Source organism: Bartonella sp. AA83SXKL (genome assembly GCF_042196965.1).
Classification (GTDB): Bacteria; Pseudomonadota; Alphaproteobacteria; order Rhizobiales; family Rhizobiaceae; genus Bartonella.
Genome location: NZ_JBHIRG010000017.1, coordinates 1 through 21,310 on the forward strand (window position 1 = coordinate 1; position 21,310 = coordinate 21,310).

Genomic DNA, 21,310 nt, shown 5'->3' on the forward strand with positions numbered 1-21,310 from the left:
ATTACAGCCATTACCACCGGATTAAAAGCACTTGCAAAAGAACTCAATATTCCCATCATTGCTCTGTCACAACTTTCACGTCAAGTTGAAAACCGAACCGATAAACGTCCACAACTCTCCGACTTACGTGAATCTGGTTCAATCGAGCAAGATGCCGACATTGTTCTGTTCGTTTATCGTGAAGAATATTATCTCAAAAATGAAGAACCCAAAGAAGGCACCGCTGAGTATAGCAAATGGCAAGATGCAATGGAGCAAGCCAAGGGTAAAGCCGAGGTTATTATAGCAAAGCAACGCCATGGTCCGACAGGAATCGTCCCCCTTGCATTTCAATCCGACTTTACATGCTTTAGTGATTTGGAAAAATAGGAGCAGAAAAATGCGTTAAAGAGAGCTTTAAATACCCTTTGAAAGGTCTTTGAAGATCCTTTAAAACTCTTTGAGAAAAAATAAATTGGTACAAAACCTAGTGTCAAAATATACAAAACCTGCTGGCAAGCTACAACAAAACCTAGTGTCAAAATATACAAAACCTGCTGGCAAGCTACAATACAACTGGCTGGGGAACTTGGATTCGAACCAAGATTGACGGAGTCAGAGTCCGCTGTTCTACCATTAAACTATTCCCCAATAAGCCAATTTTACCATTTCTAGCAGATTCTATAGTGTAGGCAAGTGCAAAAAATCTTTAGATTATCGATAATAAAGAGCGATAGGGATATCATTATAATCCCCGTAGTGGCGGTCTCAATATTTTAGCATATAGCAATAAGCGAATAAAAACATATAAATAGAGCACACCGCGAATGGAGGCATCACAAACTCTTGTTGAAATATTCTCTAATAGGTATATGCCTGTCAGGCAACAGCTACTAAATCATGGAGAATTTATGAGTAATATTCCTACTTATCCTGTTACCCCAAACCTACAGTTGGTATACGTTTCAAACATAGAGTACTCTACGGCTTTTTACAAATTCATCTTCAAGAAAGAACCTGTGTTTGCCTCGCCACGCTATGTTGCATTTGCTTCTTCGGGGGATGCACTCTTTGCTCTCTGGTCAGGGGGCGATACGCCTGAGGAGAATGTGCCTCGTTTTTCAGAAATCGGCATTATGTTGCCAACAGGAGAGGACGTAGATAAGCTATATGTGGAATGGCAAGAGCAAACCACTGTTGAGATAAATGTTTTGAAGGAACCGTATACTGATGTATTTGGACGTACCTTCCTAATCAAAGATCCGGACGGACACATTATTCGTGTTTGTCCACTGGATTAAAAAGCTTAAGATCCGATCTTTAATCGCCTAAATTATAGTACCTCAATTATAATAATTATCTGTTTCCAAAACCTATAAGCTATGCACGCTAAGAGGCTTACTTGCGGCGCGTGGCTTATTCGTTCGGTGCTGTTCCATTTTATATTCAGCCCCACAGCCTGCCTGTTTCCACAGGTGGTCTAATTGGTTTGGAGATCAGTCGGCGTTATTGCATGGCCAGTGATCAGTACTTGTAAAATCATAAAAGCTATCCCTCATCGCACTTATATTGAGCCTTTTATTGGAATGGGAGGAATATTCTTTACAAGGAAATTGATATCTTTATGAAGTTAAAAAGATACTGTACATAAAAACTAATAAAGTCAATATATTAAGTGCAATTATTTTATATGAACCCACTTAAGAACCCATACTTTTATGCATGTTTGAATTGATCATTTTTTATATAAGATTGCCATAGATGTATAGACCATAAAAAGCAAATCATGATGCAAATATTATAACGCATGGGTGCATTCAAATTAAATGAAAAGCGGTTATAATTCATAACAGGTCATAAATTTTATGATACGTTTTTATCACAGCACAAATTACATTGTTTAAAATTGCAGTTGTTTGGAATTATCGATAACATAAATTGTATGCGTTTAAGAATGGGATGTGTTTTGCTCTTTATTTGAGCGCAACCTGAAAAGGAATAATCGTTTGAAACTATCATAAGCTTATAGATTGGGTTCTAAAGATTGCATAAAAGGATTTAAAGATAAGATCGTTTTTAAAAACGCTTACTAAAAAGTTAGTAAATGATAGGCAGGCATTATATAGATACTATCATCACAATATAGAATGAAATCACAATGTTATGTCTTATGAAATTGAAAGTCTTTTAATGCTATAACGCAAGCAAGCGAGAAAAAAACGTTTTAAAAGTTACAGTTTAAAAATACGAAACCAAATGAGCTCTCTCAAAATTTGGGGGGCACCTATTGAAAAAAAGATGAGGCAGCAAAATTCAAAACCATTGTAACATCTAAGGTATGGGATTTTATTCAATTTTGAGTCAAAAGCTATAATGTTTAAAGATGGCTCTTCTAAAGATAACGCCTCCAAAATTGGATTGGTTAATTTTGCCAACTCAAATTTGAGCTGGTTAATTTGCAAAGAAGTTACATTTGAGTGCAAAATGAAAAGATACTTATGAAAGCCTTATTGAGAAGACATTCATTTAAGATGCATTTTCTTTTGATTGGATTGATAAAGTTACCAAGCGTTTATAGATTCTATAATGCTAATGAATGATATCAAAATCATAGCGATCATTTACGTTTCTTTTGATAAGTTTTCATATTTCTAAATAGAGCACTTGCAATATGATACGTTTTGTATATATGAATTTATTACTCCATTGTGGATGATTCATTTGAATCTTATAATCAATATCTGAAAGCCGCGTCATATCATTTGGCTCGGCTTTCTTTTTTGAATTCTCTCTTTAGATAGGTTTATAGCTATTAGATAAGGCTTTCCCATAAACAGAGCCAGATATACGTGTATTACTATGGAAAGGATTTATTTGCGAGAGGATTACCAGACAATGTTTGCTTTGCTTGCGCAAGAGAAAAATTCTTCTTTCTCAATGATGTGTCTCAGATCCGAAAAATCTTTAGCCAATTTAAGATAAAAGAGGTTGGCACATCTTATACATGTGGTTCAAAGAATCCGCACCGGCTCAAGAGCTTATCATCTCAAATTGCGATTTTTAGAGGAAGAGAAAAATATGCATTAAAGGGATTTTAAATGACCCTTGAAAGTTTTTGCAGATCCTTTGAAAAAAATAAATTGATGCAAAACCTGCTTTCAAATTATACAAAACCCGATGACAAGCTACAATCATTAAAGACTGGCTGGGGAACTTGGATTCGAACCAAGATTGACGAAGTCAAAGTCCGCTGTTCTACCATTAAACTATTCCCCAATAAGCCAATTTTATTATCCCTAGCAGATTCTATAGTGCATGCAAGCGCAAAAAATCTTTATGATTATCGATAATAAAGAGCGATAGGGATGTCATTAATTGTTTTGATTTGAATATCGACATCATAAATGTCTTTAAGAATTTTTGGTTGCATAATTTCTTTTGGAGTCCCACAATAGGCCGCTTTCCCATTTTTCAATGCAACGATCATATCTGAATAAGATGAGGCAAAATTAATATCGTGCATAACAATAAGAATGGTTTTTTTCAGTTCATCAGCTGTGCGGCGTAATTGCTTCATCATAGAAACGGCATGTTTCATATCCAGATTGTTTAATGGTTCATCTAAGAGAAGATAATCAGTGTCTTGGCAGATAACCATTGCTATAAAAGCGCGTTGACGCTGACCGCCAGAAAGCTCATCTAAAAAACGGTCTTTTAAATCTTGTAAGCCGAGATAGCGTAGTGCACTGTCGATAAATTGTTTATCTTCATGTGTATACCAGCCTTTTGAATAAGGATAGCGTCCGAAACTCACTAAATCGTACACGGTTAAGCGAAAAGACAAAGGATTTTCTTGACGCAGAATTGAGAGTTTTTGAGCCAAAATATCGAGGGGCATTTTATCAATATCAAAGCCGTCGATATGAATTGTCCCATTATGGTGTGGCAAAAGACGTCTTATCAGCATTAAAAGAGTGGACTTTCCGGAACCATTGGGCCCAATGAGAGAAATAATCCCCCCTTTTGGAAGATGAAGGCATAAATTATCGATAATCAATCGTGCTCCGTAAGCTTTGGAAAGATGATTGATCTCAATCATTTTAGTTTTCCCTTCATCAGTAACATTAAGAAAACAATTCCCCCACAAAACTCAATGATAAAACTTAAACGCCCTGCCATATGAAAAATTTGTTCTAAAATAAATTGTCCCCCCACCAGACAAATAATAGCCAATAATATTGCAATTGGAACAACAATACTGTGTTTTGCTTTAGGAGAAAGTTCATAGGAAAGGTTGGCAACTAACAGTCCAAAAAAGGTGACGGGGCCTACCAATGCGGTGGAAATGGATACGAGAATGGAAACAAAAATAAGGACAGCTGTCGCACTTTTGTGGTAATTAACGCCAAGATTGAGGGCATTTTCACGTCCTAAAGCCAAGATATCAAGAAGATGACGGGAATGCCATCCAATCAGACTCACAATGAGGACAATGATTGTGGCAAAGCTTATTAACGGTGTATTGAATTTATTAAAATTTGCAAACATAATATCGGTTAAATTCATCATTTGGTCTGGATTTAGTTGCAATTGCATAAACATCCGTAAACTGAAAAAAAATCCGCCTAAAACAACACCGATTAAAAGCGTCAAATGAAGCCCTTTTAGGCTTCCTGAAAAGAGCCAGCGAAAAAGGCTTATTGAAAAAAGGATAAGAATGAGGGCTTCAAGAACAAGCTGTCCTTCTTCATTCAAAAAGGGCAAAGAAAGAGAGCCTACAAAATACATTAGGGCAGTCTTTATTAAAATATAAAGCTGATCAAATCCCATAATTGAAGGGGTAAGAAGACGGTTATTAACGATTGTTTGAAATAAAACCGTGGAAACGCTTATTGCATAGGCAATAAGAAGCAGAGAGGAAAGTTTTGTAAGACGAAATTTCCATGTATAAACATTGATATTCCACGTCATGTAAAGACTAATGACAGTGCATGCTATGATGATAAGTGTTGTTAGTACACATATTGTTTTTCTTCTTCTATCCAAGACGCTTTCTCCAGCGTAAAAGCAGTATCATAAAAATAAAACTACCGATTACACCCATTATGGTGCTGATGGGAATTTCAAGAGAGGGATGAATGATTCGTCCTAAAAGATCACAAATCAAGACCAATCCTGCACCGCTGATGGCCACCCAAGGAGCGGTATAGCGCATATTATCTCCCATGAAACTTGAAACAATATTTGGAATAATCAACCCAACAAAAGGAATACGGCCAATGGTACACACAACAACAGCAGTGATTGAGGCGACAATAAAAAGACCAAAAAACATGACAACACGATAATTCAATCCAAGGTTATTGGTTAAATCTTCTCCCAAACTTGCAACCGTAAAGCGATCAGCAGTACAATAGGCCAGAATACAAAGGGGAAGAGATAGCCATAAGAGTTCATATTTTCCTTCAAGAACCATCGAAAAACTGCCAAATAAGTAAGCTTGAAGAGAAGGAAGTAACATTTCATAATCTGCAATGGCATTGGTTAAAGAGCCAATAATATAGCTTAGCATAATCCCTGTAAGAGGTACAATGAGAGCAGATTTTAGAGGAATGCGTTGCAATAAAAACATAAAAAGTAAAGTGCCTACCATGGCAAAAATTGTCGCAACGACCATTTTTCCTAAAACAGGAATATTGGGCCAAAAAATCATAATAAAAAGAATGCCAAGGGAAGCAGATTCAATGGTTCCAGTGGTTGATGGTTCGACAAAGCGATTGCGTGTTAATAGTTGCATAATCATGCCTGAAAGTGCAAGTGCTGCGCCTACTAAAAGGATTGCAATGGTACGAGGAAGACGTGTTTGCCAAAAAATAAGCCACGCATGGGGATCGGCTGCGAAAAGGTTAGAAGGTGTGACATCAGAATAACCAACAAAAATGCTGAGGATAGACAGGAAAATTAAAAGTGTTATGGTTATCCAGTAATTCTTCACGTTAAATCATTTTCTCTTAAAACTTAATAAAAAAAACAAAGGTTGTTTCATAAACAACCCCTGCTTTTAAATTTTATTTATATAGCAATCAAGCTCTTTCGTGCGCTTATTTGCTCTTTGTAAAGGCTTCATTGATCTGCTGTGCGGTTTCAAGGAGTGCTGTTAAACCACCATTTGCACGATACCAACTCCAAGAGTCCAAATAAATAATTTGGTTTTGTTTGCTTGCTGTTGTGCGGTGAACAAGCTCATTGTTGAGCAATTGTGCTGCGGATTGTCCTTCCCGTCCAATGGCTGCATCGCGATCAATCACTAACAACCAATCAGGATTGGTTTCAAGAATGAATTCAGGAGAAATGAGTTGTCCATGTTTTTGCACGGTAAGTTTATCGGTTGCAGGGGCAATTCCAAAAGCGGAGTGAAAAATATCGAAACGTGATTTTGGTCCGAAAGCACTGATTTTTCCACCAGAGGTCATGAGTATGAGCCCGGTGCCTTTTCCTTGGGTATTTTTACGGACTTCAGCAAAAGCTTCATTAATTTTTGCAATTTCCTTTTCTGCTTCTTGTGTTTTACCAAAAATTTTTCCAAGGATAGACACATTTCGTTTTATATCTTCAAGAGAATTTTCGTTTTCTACGGTTAGATCAATTGTTGGGGCTATTTTGGATAAGTCTTTATATTTTGCTTGAGTTCTGGAGGAAATAATAATCAAATCGGGTTGAAGAGTGGCAATTTTTTCATAATCTGGCTCAAAAACGGTTCCAATTCTTTCATATTTTGCATCGTCAAATTGTTGCAGATAGGAAGGTTTTTTTCCTTCAGGAAGGCCGATAACTGCTTGGATACCAAGGCGATTCATATTATCTAGCGAGGCAAGATCAAACACAACAACCTTTTGCGGAGAAGTGGGAACAGAAGTCGTGCCTGAAACATGATCAATTGTTATATTTGTCTGGGTACTCGTATTTGCAATACTCGTATGAGTCCACAAAATCGTTGCAAAACTAATTGCAACCAGTAAAACAGAAGTCATCCATTTCATATATTTTATCATCGTGATTTTATCCTTTTATCTAATATTACAAAGGTTTGCGCACTTAAAAACTTAACTTTGGTATTTTTATGCACAAAATGAAGCGTAAATAAATAACACTATGTTGTAAAGTTGACTGACATATGTTACAAACCGTTCACTTACCTCATTTTCACTTAATTCTAGTGTTTTTGCAACATTATTTAGAAAGTTTGACATATGATCAATGTATTTAAAAAGCGTACACGTTTGTACGCACTGACAACAAGTGCTTTCTTCTTTTTGCAAGGTGTAGATGTTTCTATAGGGAGTAGTTTTTGGTCATTCTCAGGCCTAACTTCTTCATTGTCATCTATAATACCATCTTTTAGAAGTTCATCAGAATCTCCTACACCTAAAGTAGCAGAATTACCTGCAGCTCCTTTAGCACAAGTCGCTAGTGGTGACGTTGGCGGTGTCCCTGGCGGTGGCGCTGGTGTCTCTAGCAGCGCTGGTGGACTTGGTGGCGCTGGTGTTCCTGGTGGTGTCCCTAGTGTTGGCGTTGGCGGTGTCCCTGGTTCTGTGCAACAGGGTTCTTTAGTAGAATCAATTCCAGCATTGTTACCACCTTGTTCTTCGGCCAAAGAATCTCTGTCTAGAGCGTCTATTTTCTGTGATGATGGTGCTACGCATACACTTGGACAAGGTGAAGGTAGTAGTAAAACTCCGCTTAAAGCAGGAAGGTATGATCGTGCTATATATGTAACAGGTCCTTTGCCTACAGTTATTAATGTATCTGAGATATCCGTGGTTGCTGAAGAAGGCACAGATATTAAGGTGGTTGAAAATAAAACTCTGTTTCAGGGTGAAGGTAGGGGCTCTGTATTTGCGGATGGTAAGTCTCAACTTGGCGCTGCGATTAATTTGAACGATACAGTGGTTGAAGGATTTGCTTATGGGCTTGGAGCTTCTAGTTATGGAAAGGTTGCTATGAATAGTGGTTCCCTTCACAGCCGTTATGTGAATGCTATGGCTTCAAAAGAAGGTGTGGTTCTTTTGGAAAATGCACGTGTTACAGCAGAGATAGTTGGTCTGTGGAGTGATGATAAATCTGTAATAGAGATGAAAAAAGGAACACTTTCTTTAGGAGATACAACGATAGGGGTTATCGCTTCAGAAATGGGAATTGTTCTATTGGAAGGTGTTAGCATTCAAAAAAATGTTTCTGAATTAAATGGGGCGGCACAGGTGAAGGAGAGGAGCGGAGAGCTGGTGCTGCCGGAAGATTCTGATAGAGATGATTCTTCTCAAGATGTTGGGCGCATTGCTTTGCTATCACGTGACGGTTATATTTCGTTTAAAGATGGGAATTTTGATGTTTCCGATAGTATTTTTTTGCAGATTGGTCCAAATATTGCGAGCAACATTGTACGAAATATGCAAGAAAATATAAACACTTATTTTGAGTTTGAAGATGAAGATGAAGATGAAAATAGGGAGGAGTATCTTCCTGTTTATTTGCGTTCTTCCCATCGTTCTTCCAATATTTTTCCCAAAGCTTTTAGTGATATTTTTTCTTCTGTTTATAAGGCTAGAATACAGAAAGAGAGTGCTCTTGGCATTGATCCATTCTCTAATTTCTTGAATTTAAATGCTGTTATAAAATCTTCATCTATTAAGGTTCCAGGTAAAAAGTCTTATGGTATAGACTTTGATCGTCGGGCTAATGGGATACAGTCTGAGGACCCTGTGCCACATGGGGTTCTTTTAGAAAAGACTTCTCTCACAGTTCCAGAGGGTGTCGCTATTTACGGTGATGGTTTGAAAGGTTACGTTTTTTTACAAGATGGATCGGAAGTTTCGGGTTCTCTTTTGTTGAAAGCTAAAAAATCTGATTTATCCGTTTTTGCTAACAAATCTATCATTTCAGGTGCTACTCGTTTTGATGATAAATCTCATGCTGAGCTTTTTTTATCCAATGGAGCAGAATGGCGGGTAAAAAAAAGTTCCTATGAAGATTCAGAAGATGCCGATCAGCATTGTATAGATTCATGTATTTCATCTGTGAGTCTTCAAGATAGTGCTATTGAATTTTTTACTTCAATAAAAAATTTAAATAGTGCGGGTTCTAATGGTGGAAAGGCTGTTACTGAATATCAAATTCTTCGAATCGGAAAAGGAAAGGGTACTGTTTACAGTGCTAAGGGGACTTCTACAATTCAGTTCAATGTAGATGTATCTGGTAAGGCCGTAGATGTATCTGGTAAGGTTGTTGGTCGAAATTCTGATAGACTATTGATTCATGGTGATGTTTCTGGACAAACTAAGGTAAAGGTGAAGGCACAAGGAGTAGGTTGGGGTGGTAGCAGTAACAATAAGGGATATAGTATTTCACTTATTCAAGTTTTCGGAAGGGCAGAAGAAAGCTCTTTTAGTTTAAATGATGATTATGTTACGCTCGGAACTCCTTATCAGTATGTTCTTCGTGCTTATGGTCCAACTATTCCTTCGAAAATGCAGTATTTCGATAAGGCTTTAGTTGCGGGCAGTAAAGATGTTTGGGATTTTCGTTTAGAAGATAAAAATTTGCCCTATGAGCGTAGTTCTCTTTTTGTCTCAGGTGGCAATAGGGGGAGGGCGGGAGTAAATACTCCTTCCGTGCCATCTCGTGAAATTGTGGGAAGTGAGGTAGATAATTCTTCTGTAGGATCAAATCTTCCATCTGAAACTTCTGAATCTAGACCACCTAATCAAGTTATTACTTCTAATACGAATGGGAACCCCGCATTACTTGGGAGATCTGATACAAGTGATGTAAGTCATGAAGAGTCTGGAAATGAGTCCTCTACAATATCAGATCCTTTATCTCCTTCTCTACATACCCTGACAACTGAAGAGACTGTTGATGGAAGTGAAAGAAGGGAACCGAATCCTTATATTTTGGGGGGAACTTTCAGTTATGATGAAGAACTGGTAACAAGTGATGGAAGTACAGGTATTTATCTTCTTGCTGTTGATGGAAGTGAAGATCCTAGACAGAATGCAAATGAAGTAGAATATACTATAGTAGGTTACGGTGATTCTGATACAGTTGGTGTGAATTCTGGGATTCATAGAACTGAGACAGGTGATGAAGGTCATATAGACGGTGGATATGAAGGATACGATGATGTAGAGAGTGAAGCATCTGAAGCTGTAATGTCTATTCCTACTCTGTCTCCTGTTGCTTCTACTGTATCTGAGGGGGGCGCATCTACTGATCAGGGGGTGGGTAGAACATCTGAAGCTGTGACGTCTCTTCCTTCTTCTGCTACGTCTTCTGTTACTTCTGCTGTATCTGAGGGGGGCGCATCTACTGATCAGGGGGTGGGTAGAACATCTGAAGCTGTGACGTCTCTTCCTTCTTCTACTACGTCTCCTGTTACTCCTACTGTATCTGAGGAGAGGACATCTACTAATCCTGCAAGATCTGGGACATCTGGGTATAACGTATATACTGTTTCGTCCAATTCATCTCCTTCATCTAGAGGTAGAAGTTCGTTAAATTTAATACCTTCAGGAGCTAATTCACTTGGGAGATCTGATCCAGATAGGGTTTCAGTGATATCGACAGATGGGATTTCTGTATCATCTGGGCATACTATATCGAATAAGCTTTCACCTATAAAATCAGCAGCTTCCACGAAGCCTTCTACTTCTGAGGCTTCTGAGAAATCTTCTACACCTCCTAATGGATCTGTTGGACGTATTGTTCCGCCTAATAGTATTGGTAAGGAAATGATTTCTTCTACATGTGATGATATGAATAATGGAGAGAAGGGATCGCGGACTATTTATTTGTGTAGAGATGGTAAATCGCGGATAATAACAGGGAAGACACTGAAGGCAAGTGAGAAAACTCAGCATTCTATGCATGCAGTAAATCCAAATACAGTTATCAAGCTAGAGGGTACTACTATTAGTGGTGCGGATTCTTCAGATAGTAAAGATAATTTTGGTGTTACTCCATCAAAACTCGTGAGTGCTGTGCTTGCAGAAGAGGGGGCAGAAGTTGTTTTGGATAATAAATCAACAATTACCTCTTCTATGATTGGGCTTGAAGCTAAAAGTGGCGGAAAAGTTAAGATGATTGGTGGAACAGTAGATGCGCTTTATGTGGGTGCTTTGGCAGGTTCTGGATCATCTGTTAATTTGAAGGATATGAAGATTAACGTAACGGGGGATTTAGCTATGGCTGGTCTGGTAAGTCAGGCTGGTAAGGTGTCTATGGACTCTGGGGCTATTACTTTGGAAAAGGGAGTGGCTGTGAGGTCAGAAGCTGGGGGAAGCGTTGAGTTAGACAAAGTTAATATTACTGCGAAAAAAGGACAGGGTAAGTTAGATTCTGTAGATAACTTTGGGCGTGCAGCTTTTCTGGTGAGGGATAATGCTTCTGTTGATTTTAAGAACGGAAATGTTGTTACTGATGCCCATGCTGTGTGGGTTATGAAGAGTGGGGATGCTGTTGAGACGGGTTCTTCTAGGAGAAGGAGATCTTCTGACGTTCGTCCTACTATGAATCACGTAAATATCGAGTTTTCTACTGTTAAAGTGGAAGGTGACGGAGTCTACGGCATATATTTTGATGGGGGAACACAGAAGGAAGCGAGTCAACAAAATCGAAGTAAGGATTTAGCAACTGAGCAAACAAGTGTTGTTAAGCGGAGCGCTGTATCCAAACAGGAGAATGCAACTATAGGCGTAACGGGGGCAATTTCATTGAAAAAAACTGATTTTGAAGTTGCAAATGGTATAGCTATCTATGGTAATAATTCTGGTGGTCGTGTTTCATTAGAAAATAAAACAACCCTTGCTGGTGACTTGTTATTAAAAGCCGATAATGATTCCAATATATCGGTTTCTGTTGATAATTCTATTGTTACAGGCGGTGTTCGCGTTGATAAAAATTCTTATGCAAAATTAGACTTGGCTAATAGTTCACAGTGGATTCTAAAAAGAAGTGCACAGAGGAATTTGGGGACTCTAGATTCAGGATGTGTGGATTCATGCATTTCTTCTGTAAGTCTTGTAAATAGTGCTATTGATTTTGCACCTTCGGAATCTGAAGGAAAATATCAGACTCTCCATATTGGAAATGGGAAAGGAACTATTTATGCGGCACAGGGTAATACTGTAATTCATCTCAATGCACGTTTAAATCCTCGTGATCCGAGTGATCAGCAAGTCACTGATCGGCTTGTCATTCATGGTGATGTTTCTGGAAAAACAAAAATACATGTACGAGGTGATGCGGGCAATGTAGGAGATGGTAAAGCGAATGCCAAGATTGCTCATACTGTTTCAATTATTCAGGTCTATGGTCAAGCGAAGAAAGACTCTTTCCAACTCGATGGCAATTATGTTGCACTGATAAACTCACCTTACAAATACACCCTTCGTGCTTATGCTCCAGAAGCGACTTCGAAACAGGAGCATGTTCAGCAGAAATTTGTTAAGGAAGGTGGAGAATTTTGGAATTTCCGTTTAGAAAATCAGTATGTTAAGTCTGTTGGATCTGCTGCCCTTCCTGAACAATTTGTAAGGTCTGTTGTTCCACAGGTTCCAACTTATCTCAGCTTGCCTAATAGTGTATTCCACGCTGGTTTGATGGATATTAGCAATCAAAATAAGCAATTGGAGACGTTGCGGATGACTTCTACAGGAATGGTAGAGGTTCGTGAAAATCCTGCTTTATACTTGCGCGGCTATGGTGGAAGTTACCGTTATGCTTCAGATCTGTCCGCACTTGAATATGGTTATGACGGCGATCTTAGTTATAATGGTGTAGAGGCGGGTGTTCTGCTGCAAACTATTGAAAATACCGACAATGCTATATCCTTTGGCGTTATGGGAACTTATGGAAAACTTTCTTTGCAGCCTGTGAATGTTGAGTACAGTCAGAAGAGTGCATTTGATAAATGGACTGCTACGGTATATGGTAGCATGCAGCATAATGTTGGCTTCTATGTCGACGGTCTTTTATCCTATGGTCTGTTCAAAGGTGATGTTCTCACCCTTGCACGGGGTAAAACAGCAACATTAAAAGGTAATCCTTTGAGTGTTTCTTTAGCTGGTGGTCAGACAATTGCGACAGGATATAAGGGCTTTGTCTTTGATCCGCAGGTTCAGGTTGTGTATCAACATCTCCAGTTTAATAAAGCTCGTGATATTGACAATTTTGATATTGAAATGGGTAACCTTAATCAGTGGGTAGCACGTGTTGGTGGACGCTTAACCAAGATTCCTACAGGTTCTGAAGGCGTGAATGCTATTGCTTTCTATGGTAAGCTTTATCTTGCTCATGGTTTTGAAGGAAAACAGTCTGTGCATTTCAATGATGCTTTCAAGTTAGGAGCTTTTGGTTCTTCTCTAGAGGCTGGATTAGGTTTTAATGCCAAATTGTTGCCACAGTTCTCTCTGCATGCTGATATTCTCTATCAACATAAGCTTAATAAGGCTGGTTTTTCGGGAACAAGTTTTTCCGGAGGAGTACGTTATCAGTTTTAATATAAGGTACACTATGTACCTTTTTAGAAAAGGCAGCACATTGTGCTGCCTTTTTTCTTTATAACAACTTGTGTTATTCTTAAAAAATCTCGTCTTCTTTATTAAGCAAAAAAGACATAGTTTGTTTTATGCATGAGAGCACTTTTCTCCACTAAAGCGAATTTTCTTAAAATTTATGCTGCTACTGATGCGATAGAGTGCCTCGCTTTTATCGGCTTTTTAAGCGTTCAGCAGACCGGTATGCGTTACGTTATCCTTTTTAGTACTGTATTGATATTATCTAATATAATATTTGATGTTTTCTAAAGCTCGTTTTTGAGAGTTTGTTTTCTACTGATTTAAGTCATTGTTTCATTCATCTCCTTGTGGATTAATTTTTAAAATCACAAGGTTTGATTGTGTTTTTAATTAATTGCACGCACTGGTTTTATTTTTTCTTTACACGAAATACAGAATGCATTATACACTCATAAAGTGTGTTTTTGTAATTGTTCTCTTATAGGTGGTTTTGGCGTAGAGCTTTTGCCAAATTTATTGGGATAATTCATTACACAGTTCAGATGAGCATGAGGCATGTTCTTTTGTTACACTTTTCGTATTTTTGAGGTGTGCAATGGGGTGTTTTGTAAGTGCTTTTGTTTTTAATGAGAGGGGAAGGAAAGTTTCGAGGGAACTATGATTAAAGTTTTTAGAAATCATGTATGTTTATGTGCTTGTACAACAGCTATCCTCTCTTTGCTTCAAAATGGAAGAGAAGTGTATGCGGCTGCAGAGGGGAAGGATAGTAAACCTTATGTTATAAAGGTTATCCCAGTTGTCTCTGCTAATTCTTCTCCTCATCTTAGCGGGAGTAATAAGCATAAGCTTCCTGGAGAGAGTGGGGATAATTATTACCCTTCTAATATGATTAATGTTGGCAATAACGATGAGGGTATTCGTGGAGGAAATGATTATCGTCAGCTTAGTGGAGTGGAGGGATGGAATGGACATAAGGATAATGTAAATAACTCTGTTAAAGATGCAGACTCTGATGGAAGAGGAGTGAATCCTGGGTTTTATTACCATAGTGGGTTGTATTATGTATGTGATAATTGTGGGATAGATCCTAAAATTGATAATAAATCTTATACAATTACGAAAGAGAACTTTTCCAACTATCCTGTTGATCCTACTGCTATAACGGTGAAACGGATAGGGACCAGAGTTTATGGAGAGAATGTAACTGTTAGCAGTGAAGTTTCTGATAAATCTTTTTTGCGTGGTGTGGCTGTATCAGATGACGGAAAGATTGTTTTGAAAAAACCGACGCTTCAAAATACAAAGTTAGCTCTTTTCGCTCATAATGGGATAATTGAGATAAAGCAGGGGATTATAGAGGACAGTGATAGGGCTGTTGAAGCCGTGGGGAATTCATTGGTTATTTTAAAGGATACAAAAGTTAATACGCGTGATGGGAAGGTAAGTCTTTCCAGTTATAGCGGTGCAGATATCTGGGTGGAAGGTGGGGAGGTTAACTTTACCAACAGTCATGGGATTTCTGCGATGTTGGGAGGCACGGTGATTCTCGATGGTGTTACTCTTACTGGAAAGGGACACAAAGACAAAAATGATGCAGCTTTTTTAATGGATGAAGGGGGACGTGTTGAGTTTACAGGGGGGACTATTCAGGTTGAGGGTGCACATGGTATATTATTAGAAAATCCCGTCAAGCCTTTTAGTGTTGTACCAGAACGTTCTGACTCAAAAGATGAAACTGAAGATTTATCGAATAACTTTTATGTGACCGAGGCTAATTTTAAGTCTTCTTCTGTTACAGTAAAGGGTGAGGGATCTTATGGTATCTATTTTCAGGGAGAAAAGCCATGGAGCGAAGATGGGGATAAAAAAGAGGAGATTTCATTAGAGGAAGAAAAAGCTCCACCACGATTGGAAGTTGTTAATTTTGATACCACAGAGTTTTCTGTTTCAGACGATACGGCTCTTTATGGTGAAAACCTTATTTCTGGTGCGGTGAGTTTGATGAAAAGTACTCTTCGTTCAGGGAATTTTTTATTAAGAGCTGAGAAAGGGGCTTCTATAACGGTTTTGGCTGATGGTTCTACCCTTGAAGGTCGTACTCACGTTGATAAAGATTCTCATGCCGAACTTTATCTGGGAGGTCATTCTACATGGATTTTACCACAACAGGTGCAAAAAGATCAACGTAAGGTTGCAAATGATTCTTCTATTTCACTCGTTAGTCTTATGGGTGATAGCTCTATTAATTTTAAAAGACATGAATCTTCTTCTGCTGATGATTATCAAACTCTTCGTATTGGAAAGGGAAAGGGTGAGGTTTATAGAGCACGGGAAGGTGCCTCTATTTCCCTTAATACATACCTGAATAGTGGTGGTGCTCTTAATCATCAAAAGACTGATCGTGTTTTAATTCATGGTGATGTTTCGGGAAAAACAAAGCTCCAAGTGCATGGAGTTGCAGGAAGTCCAGGAGGATATACGGGAAAGGGGGGGAATGCTGAAGGTATTTCAATCATTCAGGTTTCTGGAGAAGCAAAGCAAGATTCTTTTCAGTTGGAAGGTGGTTATGTAGCGTTAAACGAATTACCTTATCAGTATAAGCTTTATAGTTATGGTCCAGGATCTGAGTTTGGAAAAGCAAGCATGAATCAGAGATTAGTTGAAGGGAGCGGAGATTTTTGGGATTTCCGCCTTGAAAGTAGGTCTATAGATTCTGATGTTCAACCTAAACCAGATCCTGCTCCTAAGCCAATTCCGGGACCAGAACCTTCTCCAGAACCAGCTCCGGAGCCTCATCCTCGTCCTAAGCCGGGCGTTAAGGCTGTTGTTCCGCAGGTTCCGACTTATCTCCTTTTGCCTAATGCTTTACGTCATATTGGTTTGATGAATGTTAACAATCAAAATAAGCGGTTAGAAGCTTTGCGAATTACTTCTGGGGGCTTATTAGAAAGTCGTGAAAACCCTCTCTTTTTTGTGAGCGGTTATGGCGGCAATCATCGTTATACTTCAAATCTTTCCGCGCTTGAATATGGTTATGGCGGCGAGTTTAATTATAATGCCATAGAGGCAGGCGTTTTGCTGAAAGCAATCGAAAATATGTATGGTTCCACTTCTTTTGGAATTATCGGGGCTTACGAGAGATTTTCTTTGCAACCTTTGAATGTTGAGCAGAGTCAAAAAAGTACATTTGATAAATGGTCAGTTACGGCATATGGTGGTATGCAGCATGATGCAGGTTTTTACGTTGATGGTCTTGTGTCTTACGGCTTGTTTAAAGGTGATGTTCTAACAACTGCACGGGGCAAGACGGCAACATTAAAGGGTTTCCCTTTAAGTGCTTCATTAACTGCTGGTAAAACGTTTATGGTGGGGGAGGACGGTTTTGTTTTTGATCCGCAAGTTCAGGTTGTTTATCAATATCTTCAATTTAATAAGGTGCGTGATGTGGACGGCTTTGATATTGATTTAGGAAAACTTCATCAGTGGGTAGGGCGTGTTGGAGGACGTTTAACAAAGAGGCTGGTTGCTACTGATGAGGCTCAGGTTGTTTCTTTCTATGGCAAGCTTCATCTTGCTCATGGTTTTGAAGGAAAACAATTTGTGCATTTTAAAGATGCTTTTCAGCTAGGTGCTTTTGGTTCTTCATTAGAAACTGGATTAGGTTTTAATGCCCAATTATCTCAAAATTTTGCGCTTTACGGCGATTTGGTTTATCAGCACAAACTAACGAAAGCTGGTTTTTCTGGAACGAGTTTTTCAGGTGGATTGCGTTATCATTTCTAGTATTATTTCTGTTTTTGATTAATCTTTCAAAAAGCTACAAGTTATACTTGTGGCTTTTTCTCATTATCTATTCATTTTGTGTTATAGCATTTTTACGAGAGTGTGACTTTGCATATCTTTAATATGCTTTTAGGTTGGACTTATTTCGTTTTTTTGAAAAGTCTGAAGGCTTGTACGTTATCGTTTCAAAACGCGTATTTCAGAGTGATTATTATAATATTTTGATTTATAAAGATATTTTTAATTTAGGGTGCTGAAATATTTTCAATGCTCTTATGATGAATCCATAAAAAGCACTCCTGTTCATATTATATGTAAAATTAGCAAGTGGATAATCGTTTAAGAAAGGAGTCAATATAATTTTGGGAATTATATTAAGAGGAGAGGATTTACAATATTAGAAATTGGCAAAGACAAAGATGCTACTCAGGCACAATGAGGGTTGTATCCGATAAACTTGATATTATATCTGCTGTCGTTATGAAATGAGGATGGAAATATGAGATATATCTGAGAAAATTGGTGAATGAGAAACATAATGACGTATTGTTTTTTGAAAGTGTGTTTTCTTTAAAGAATGTGATAAATAAAAAGATAAAATTATATGTCATTTTCACCTTTTAGATACGGCTCTGAATATTTTTAAATGTTGAAAAGAGATGGTAAAAATCGGAACAGATTTTAATTTTTACACTTTCCTCCTATTTCTAAATTAGTTCGTATTTCCATAAATACTGCCTAAAACAGCTGTATGTGATAGTTTTGCTTCCCAATTTTGGCATATATTCAGTTTTGTCTGCTTACAGAGTGTACACTGTTTCAATATAATATTATCGTAAGAATGTTGATTATATCCGTTCTGGGGTTGATTAGACGGCAGTTAAAGTAGGTGTTCTTAATGCATGTCAACTGACTAAGGGTGTTTTTGACTAACAACGTTAAAGGTGATTTTTCTGTCGTTCTTCAGTTATATTTTTGCAAATTCTTTGTAAAAGCGACAGATTTAGATTGTATTTTCGAGTAATTTTTTAATTCCATATTTACATAAAACACAAAAAGCACTAATAAGGTTTGCGCGGTTAATCCAAAATGTATTAATTTTTTCTCTTTGTTAAGTTTTTTGATACATTACGTATTACTTTTATAGGCAAAATTATGGTGTAATTATGGTCAATCTATTTAAAAATCGTTTTTCCTTATGTACTTTTACAACAGCATTTCTTTTTTGTGCACACAATGTTGATGCTACGGTTCAAGGTGGTGCTGTTGTTAATACTGGGGTACAAGATCGTTCTGGCGTTAATGGTAAGACACAAAATAATCAGGATCAATTTTCATGTAGTATGAATAGTGAATTTTATCGGTGTAATGATGGTAAAAAACACTACTTTTACAATAAAAATTATCAAAAAACTGATGAAAATACGAATGAAACTGTTGCTATACAAGCATCTGGAAGAAAAACGCTTCTCTTCGGGAAAAATATAACTGTTAAGGATGCTTCAAGTGCTGTTATTTCAAAAGAAAGTTTTTGGAAGTATGGGGTCGTGGCGAGTGAATATGGACAAGTGATTATAGAAAGAGGAGAGATTAACTTTACAAAGGGTATCGGAGTTGAAGTAAGAAATTGGGGACAGGTCGCTTTAAAGAGTAGTTCTATTACCGAACAAGGTAGTCAGGGGATGAGTATAGATGACCATAATGAAAATTCAGCTTTTCATGCGTCTAGTGGGAGTATCCATTTTGAGAAAGGTAAAGTTAATCTAGCCAATGCTCATGGTTTTTCAATGCATGGGAATAATATCGATGGGAAGGGTAGGTTTATAACTATCGTGGATTCTACGGTTTTGGTAGAAAGTAATACGTCTTATGGGTTGCGTTTTTGGGAGGGACTAGGAGACAGAAATGAGGAAATGAAAGATCACGAGTATCCCTATTCTTTTTATATTTTTGCGGGTGAGGAAGAGATGTTCGGAAGTCTTCCAAAAACGAACTTACCCGTACGAGGGATTGTTGACTTGACAAGAACCTCTTTTACAGTTCCAAAGAGTGCAGCTATTTATAGCAGAGGATCTGGTGGTGTTGTTAGGCTGTTGGATAATTCCAAACTTTCTGGAGATTTATTACTGAAGGTTGAGGATGGCTCTTTTGTGAAGGTTTCAGTGGATGCTTCTACCCTTGTAGGGGGGACACATGTTGATGAAAGTTCTTCTGCTGAATTTCGGTTGAGAGGTGATTCAAAATGGATTTTATCACGACCGAAAAATAAAAATTTGCAAGTTCCTAGTTCTATAGGTGTTTCATCAATTTCATTAATACATCTTATTGATAGTTCTATTATTTTTGAACAACCAGAAACTAACATAGTTGATGGCTATCAAACCCTTCGTGTTGGGAGAGGAACAGGTGAAGTTTATAAAGCACAGGGTAATGCACATCTTTATATCAACACTTATTTGAATAAGGGGGGGGCTCTTCAGAATCAAAAAACGGATCGTTTTTTAATCCATGGTGATATTGAAGGAAAAACGATAGTACATGTGCATGGTGTTTCAGGAAGTCCTGGAGGTGGTACGGAGCGTTATGGAAATGACAAAGGTATCTCGATTATTCAGGTTTCTGGAATAGCGGAGAAAGATTCTTTCTTGTTGGATGGTGATTATATTGCATTGGACGGTCTACCTTACCAATATAGGCTTCATGCTTATGGCCCAAACTCTGAATTAGGAAGAGCGAGTGCGTCTCAAAGATTAGTCGAAGGTGAAGGAGATTTTTGGGATTTCCGCCTCGAAAATGGATTTATTGATTCTGATACTACATTTAGATTAACTCAGAGTTCTAAACTTGGTTTAGGTGGTGAGCATCATTCTAGGCAAGGCGTTAAGGTTGTTGTTCCTCAGGTTCCAACTTATCTGCTCTTGCCAAATAGTTTATTCCATGCTGGTTTAATGGATATCAGCAATCAAAACAAGCAGTTAGAGACAGTACGGACTAATCCTAGTGGAATGTTGGAAATTCGTGAAAATCCTGCTTCATTTTTGCGTGGCTATGGTGGAAGTTATCGTTATGCCTCAGATTTATCTGCGCTTGAATATGGTTATGGGGGAGATCTAGGGTACTATGCACTAGAGACAGGTGTTTTGCTACAAACTGTTGAAAATGTTGACAGTGTTATATCCTTTGGGGTGATGGGGTCTTATGGAAAGCTTTCTCTACAACCTCGAGATGTTGCACAAAGCCAAAAAAGTACATTTGATAAATGGACTGCTACAGTTTATGGCAGTATGCAGCATGATGTAGGATTCTATGTTGATGGTTTGTTATCTTATGGTCTGTTTAAGGGAGATGTTCTGACAACTGCGCGGGGTAAAACGGCAACATTGAAGGGTAACCCTTTAAGTGTTTCCTTGATGAGTGGTCAGAAAATTGCCACAGGATATGAAGGTGTTGTTTTGGATCCACAGGTTCAGGTTGTTTATCAGCATCTTCAATTTAATGAGGCCCGCGATATTGATAATTTTAATATTGAGATGGATAAACTTGATCAATTGATGGTGCGTATGGGTGGTCGCTTGATAAAGACTCTTACTGCGTCTGAAAAAGATCGTGATGTTTCTTTTTATGGAAAGATTCATTTTGCCCATGATTTTGGAAAAGAAAGGTCTGTGCGCTTTAAAGATTCTTTCCAGTTAGGGGCTTTTGGTTCTTCTCTAGAGGCTGGATTAGGTCTTAATGCTCGCTTGTCTCAAAAATTTGCGCTTCATGGTGATTTGGTTTATCAGCATAAGTTGAGTAAAGGTGGTTTTTCTGGAATCAGTTTTTCTGGTGGATTGCGCTATCGTTTTTAGGATGATCATCTTGAGGTAAGTTGTTTAAAAAACCACAAGCATAGCTTGTGGTTTTTTATTATTTGTTTGCAACTTTTTAAATAAGTTTTTTAAAAAAATGTTTTTTTTACATGAGCAAGTTTGTTT

Annotated in this window: 9 protein-coding genes, 2 tRNA genes and 2 pseudogenes; 7 read left to right on the forward strand and 6 right to left on the reverse strand. The window is 37.9% G+C overall.

The window, feature by feature from the left end:
* Nucleotides 1–369: DnaB-like helicase C-terminal domain-containing protein (locus ACFINO_RS07350; RefSeq protein WP_375655339.1), on the forward strand; the 369-nt coding region annotated here is incomplete at its 5' end.
* A 187-nt stretch (nt 370–556) separates the two neighbouring features.
* On the opposite strand, the gene ACFINO_RS07355 is transcribed toward ACFINO_RS07350, so the two are convergent.
* Nucleotides 557–630, reverse strand: a tRNA-Gln gene (locus ACFINO_RS07355).
* A gap of 260 nt (nt 631–890) precedes the next feature.
* Between ACFINO_RS07355 and ACFINO_RS07360 the strand changes: the two genes are divergently transcribed.
* The 3 genes and pseudogenes from ACFINO_RS07360 to ACFINO_RS07370 all read left to right on the forward strand — a co-directional run.
* On the forward strand, nt 891–1,280 hold the full coding sequence (locus ACFINO_RS07360; RefSeq protein ID WP_375655340.1) for a VOC family protein: 390 nt from the start codon (nt 891–893) through the stop codon (nt 1,278–1,280).
* 234 nt (nt 1,281–1,514) lie between these two features.
* Nucleotides 1,515–1,604: pseudogene (locus tag ACFINO_RS07365) on the forward strand (DNA adenine methylase); the annotation flags it as partial.
* 1,233 nt (nt 1,605–2,837) lie between these two features.
* Nucleotides 2,838–3,043 (forward strand): annotated as a pseudogene (locus ACFINO_RS07370) (DNA adenine methylase); the annotation flags it as partial.
* Between the two features lie 138 nt (nt 3,044–3,181).
* On the opposite strand, the gene ACFINO_RS07375 reads toward ACFINO_RS07370, so the two are convergent.
* The 5 genes from ACFINO_RS07375 to ACFINO_RS07395 form a co-directional block, all read right to left on the reverse strand.
* A tRNA-Gln gene (locus ACFINO_RS07375) sits at nt 3,182–3,255 on the reverse strand.
* A 64-nt stretch (nt 3,256–3,319) separates the two neighbouring features.
* Nucleotides 3,320–4,078 carry an ABC transporter ATP-binding protein gene (locus ACFINO_RS07380; protein ID WP_375634197.1) on the reverse strand — a complete coding sequence of 253 codons (759 nt, stop codon included), beginning with the start codon at nt 4,076–4,078 and terminating at the stop codon, nt 3,320–3,322.
* A complete protein-coding gene (locus tag ACFINO_RS07385; protein WP_375655341.1) occupies nt 4,075–5,025 on the reverse strand; it encodes an iron chelate uptake ABC transporter family permease subunit in 951 nt (316 codons plus the stop codon). The genes ACFINO_RS07380 and ACFINO_RS07385 overlap by 4 nt, the downstream gene beginning before the upstream one ends.
* Nucleotides 5,018–5,974: an ABC transporter permease gene (locus tag ACFINO_RS07390; RefSeq protein WP_375634191.1), complete on the reverse strand. Its 957-nt coding sequence runs from the start codon at nt 5,972–5,974 to the stop codon at nt 5,018–5,020. Before ACFINO_RS07390 ends, ACFINO_RS07385 begins: the two co-directional genes overlap by 8 nt.
* A 106-nt stretch (nt 5,975–6,080) precedes the next feature.
* The gene (locus ACFINO_RS07395; protein ID WP_375655342.1) at nt 6,081–7,031 is read right to left on the reverse strand and encodes a siderophore ABC transporter substrate-binding protein; all 951 of its coding nucleotides are present in this window, start codon (nt 7,029–7,031) and stop codon (nt 6,081–6,083) included.
* 198 nt (nt 7,032–7,229) lie between these two features.
* Between ACFINO_RS07395 and ACFINO_RS07400 the strand changes: the two genes are divergently transcribed.
* The 3 genes from ACFINO_RS07400 (at nt 7,230) to ACFINO_RS07410 (ending at nt 21,184) form a co-directional block, all read left to right on the forward strand.
* Nucleotides 7,230–13,535 carry an autotransporter outer membrane beta-barrel domain-containing protein gene (locus tag ACFINO_RS07400; RefSeq protein ID WP_375655343.1) on the forward strand — a complete coding sequence of 2,102 codons (6,306 nt, stop codon included), beginning with the start codon at nt 7,230–7,232 and terminating at the stop codon, nt 13,533–13,535.
* Nucleotides 13,536–14,210: 675 nt separating this feature from the next.
* Complete coding sequence (locus tag ACFINO_RS07405; RefSeq protein WP_375655344.1) at nt 14,211–17,336, forward strand: autotransporter outer membrane beta-barrel domain-containing protein; 3,126 nt, start codon at nt 14,211–14,213, stop codon at nt 17,334–17,336.
* 1,166 nt (nt 17,337–18,502) lie between these two features.
* Nucleotides 18,503–21,184 carry an autotransporter outer membrane beta-barrel domain-containing protein gene (locus ACFINO_RS07410; protein WP_375655345.1) on the forward strand — a complete coding sequence of 894 codons (2,682 nt, stop codon included), beginning with the start codon at nt 18,503–18,505 and terminating at the stop codon, nt 21,182–21,184.
* Nucleotides 21,185–21,310 lie beyond the last annotated feature (126 nt).